At 80.3% G+C, this 3469-nt stretch carries 2 protein-coding genes; both read right to left on the bottom strand.

Annotation, left to right across the window (positions count from 1 at the left end; genetic code table 11):
- Positions 1–193 precede the first annotated feature (193 nt).
- Entirely contained in the window at positions 194–397 is a 204-nt protein-coding gene (locus IE182_RS31435) for an FxSxx-COOH-like cyclophane-containing RiPP peptide (RefSeq protein ID WP_190113406.1), read from the bottom strand.
- A gap of 118 nt (positions 398–515) precedes the next feature.
- On the bottom strand, positions 516–3469 hold a 2954-nt coding region (locus IE182_RS31430; RefSeq protein WP_190113405.1), incomplete at its 5' end, for an SAV_2336 N-terminal domain-related protein.

Raw genomic sequence — 3469 nt, 5'->3', positions numbered from 1 at the left:
CCGCCCCCGGACGGCGCCGGGGCACCGGCCGCCGGCTCGGCGGGGGCAGAGCTGTCCGCGCACCCGGGCGGCCGCGTCCCCGCGGCGGCTCCGCCCCGCCGCCCTGACGTCGGCGCGGCACCGGCCGAGGCCCCGTTCTCCGGGGTCCTGGGCGGGCGTTCGTCGCCCGGGCGGGCGGGGGTGTCGTCGGGGGTCACGGGCCGGCGTCCGTGCTGTCGGAGTACCACGTCTCCCCGAACTCCGCCGGGAAGGACAGGGCGCGCTCCACCGCGGCCGCGAGGGCCGGGTCGGGGGCGGTGCGCAGGGCCCGCAGGCCCAGGCCCGTCAGGTCGGGCAGCGACGGCACCTCCGCCGACCCGTCCCGTTCGGCCGTAGCGGCGTTCCTGTGCTCAGGCACCGGCACCTCTCGCTCCTTCCTGCCGCTTCCCGCCGGGGGCGGACCCCCGCGGCTGCACGGTTCTTCCCAACGCCCGTCGTACGGAAACACGTTCGGATCAGGTCCGGACACCCCGGGCTCACCCGTCGGCGAGCCGGGCCACGCTCGCCCGGGTCGCCGCGACCTCGTCCCAGGGCACCGCCGCCAGCCGGGCGGTGAGGTCGCGCCACTCGCGCTGTGCCTCGCGGTAGGCGGCCAGGGCTGCCCTGCGCAGCCCCATGCGTTCCATGGCCTCCCCGTAGCGGTGCAGGGCACGCGCGGCGGTCACCGAGCCCGGGCCGTCGGGCGCGGGCAGGCGGGCGGCTTCCTTCGCCGCGGCGTCGAAGGCCGCGGCGGCGTCCGCCACCGGCAGGCCGCCGGGCTGTTCGCTCAGCGCCGTCCGCGCCACGCCGAGCTCCAGCCACGCCTCGGCGCGCAGGGCGCCGTCCGGGGCCCTGCGGGCCGCCTGTTCCAGGAGGTGGCAGCTCTCGTAGAGGTCGGGCGGGAAGCCCTGCCGGCCGAACCGCAGGACCAGGGCGCGCCCGAGCATCAGCTGGATGCGCGGGCGCAGCGGCGACCGGCCCGGGCTCACCGCGAACGCCTCCCGCAGCACGGCCTCGGCCCGGCCGACGGCGTCGGGCCGCGCCCCGGCGTCGTCGGGCGTCCCGGCGTCGGGCGTCCCGGCGCGCCCGAGCAGTGACTCGCCCCACTCCAGGAGGAGTTCGCACCGGCGGACGCTGTCGCGCCCGGCCAGGGAGACCGCCGCCGCGTAGGCGTCGTCGGCCTCCGTCCGGCGGCCCGCGGCGGCGTGGGCACGGGCCTCCTCGGTGCGGCAGCCCAGCCGCTGCAGGTCGTCGGCGGCCAGGTCGCGGGCGCGGCCGAGGACGGCGAGGGCCTCGGCGGCCGGGGCACCGGCCAGCCGCAGGGCGCGGGCGAGGTCGAGGAGGGCGGCGCAGCGCTGGATGTCGGGTGCGTCGGCCGCCTCCAGCAGGGCGCAGGCGGTGCGCAGTTCGACGACCGCCTCGGCGGCCGCGGGCGCGGGGTCCGTACGGGCCAGGGCGAGCAGCACCCGGCCCAGGCGGAGGTGGCGTGCGGGGGTGCCGGGGGGCAGGGCGCGCAGGATGCGGGCGGCGGCGTGCAGCCGGCCCGGGTCGCCGTCGGCCAGCCAGTGGGCGTGGTGGGCGGCGGCCAGTTCCAGGGCCGCCTCGGCGTGCCGTTCGCTGCCCGGCTCGGTGTGCTCGTGGGCCTCGGTGAGCAGGGTGACGGCCTCCGTCAGGACCGCCTCCCGGCGGCCGGGGTCGTGGCGCACGGACGCGGTGCCCGCCAGGGCGCGCAGCACCCCGCCGAGGACGAGCCGGGCCCGTATCCCCTCGGTGGCGCTCCCCGGCTCCAGGGGCCCGGTGGCGGCCGGCGCGGCGTGGGCGCGCGCCTCGTGGAGCAGGGTGGGGTCGGCCTGGACGCGCCACAGGCGCAGCAGCCGCTCCGCCTCGCCGACGGGGCCGCTCTCGACGGGGACGGGCTGGTACCAGCGCACGACCCGGGCGGGCACCTCGGCGAACAGCTCCGGCTCGGCCGGCCCGGAGATCTGCGGGCGGACGCCCGCGTCGGGTTCGGCGGGGGGCGTGGCGGCGGTGTCCTGCAGGGGGCGGCCGGAGAGCTGGGCGGCGGCGAGGGCGGAGAAGTTGCGCGCGCTCTTGTCGAAGTTCCGTTCGACGTACTCGGAGCAGTGCTTGAGCACGAGGGCCGCGGCGCTCTGGTCGAGCGACTGCAGCAGCAGCTCCCGCACCCCGTCGGCGAATTCGTACCCCTGCTCCTCCGCCGCCCCGGCCCCGGTGCCGGGCAGCCGCCACAGCAGGCCGCTCAGCAGCACCTCGGCCAGCTCCATGGGGCCGGTGTCGGGCAGCATGGCCCGCTGCACGACCTGCATGACCGGCAGCGTCAGCGGCACGGCCGCCAGGTGCACGGCGAGCCGCAGCGCGCCCGGCGAGGACGCCGCGCGGAAGGCGGTGAGCAGCTCCCCGGCGCTGCGGGCGGCCCGTTCGCCCGGGCCCGGCACGTTGCGGGCGGGGTGGTCGGGCAGCAGCAGGCCCGCGGCGCCGCGCACCGTGGTGCGGCCGGGGCCGGACAGCAGCCGGGCCCAGGTGCCGAGGGCGTCCCGGGTGGGCAGCAGGACGGGCACGGGCAGGGCGCCGGGCCCGGGCGGGGGCCCGTAGCCCTCGGGGCTGAAGCGCAGCCTGCCGCCGTTCGCCGGGTCGCGGGTCAGCAGGCCGGCCTCGGCGGGCAGCGCGGTGCGCGGCCACAGGCGCGGCGGCAGGGGCTGGACGACCGCCAGCGGCGAGGTCCGCGCCCAGTGGTGGAGCAGGCGCTGGGCCCGGCCCTCCTGCCACAGGGGCCCCACGCAGTCGCTGACGACGAGGGTGAGCCGGCGCCCGGTGGGATCGCGGAACTGGCCGGCGGGGCGCGGCCGCTGGTGGCGCGGCCGCCCCGGCGCGCCGGGCGCGGCCGTGGTGCCGACCAGGGGCGTGCCGTCGGCGTCCCGGTGCAGGTAGCGCACCTGGACGTCACGGAAGACGCCGATCTGGGCGCAGGTCTGGCGTAGTTCCTCCAGCATCCGCTCCCACACGGCCATCGAGGGGGCGGCGTCCATCAGCAGCTGGACGGAGGCCGCGCGCCGGCCGTCCGCGCGGTGCACGGGCTGTACGACGCCCGTGCGGGCGGCCGCGTCGGCGGTGGCGTCCTCGTCGAGGGAGCCGGGCACGGGCGCGGTGAGCGGGCGGTAGCCCCGCAGGGGCCGCAGGGCGCGCTGGAGGCCGAGCAGGCCGGGGAGGGACGACGCCATGGGGACGCGGACCGGGAAGGCGTCCACCGGTGCCGGTGCCGTGCGGCCGCCGCGGGGGACGAAGACGGACACCGGGCCGGAGCGCTCCGCGCGGCGCACGGCCGCCCGCTCCCCCGCCCGGGTGGCCGGGGCGTCACCGGGGACGGCACGCCCCTGCGGGCCGGGGCGCTCCGGCCGCCGGGGTGCCCCGGCGGCCGGGGGCGCGGCGGGGCCGG

The organism is Streptomyces cinnamoneus (assembly GCF_014650495.1).
Lineage (GTDB): Bacteria > Actinomycetota > Actinomycetes > Streptomycetales > Streptomycetaceae > Streptomyces > Streptomyces cinnamoneus.
This window is presented reverse-complemented; position numbering and strand designations above follow the sequence as displayed.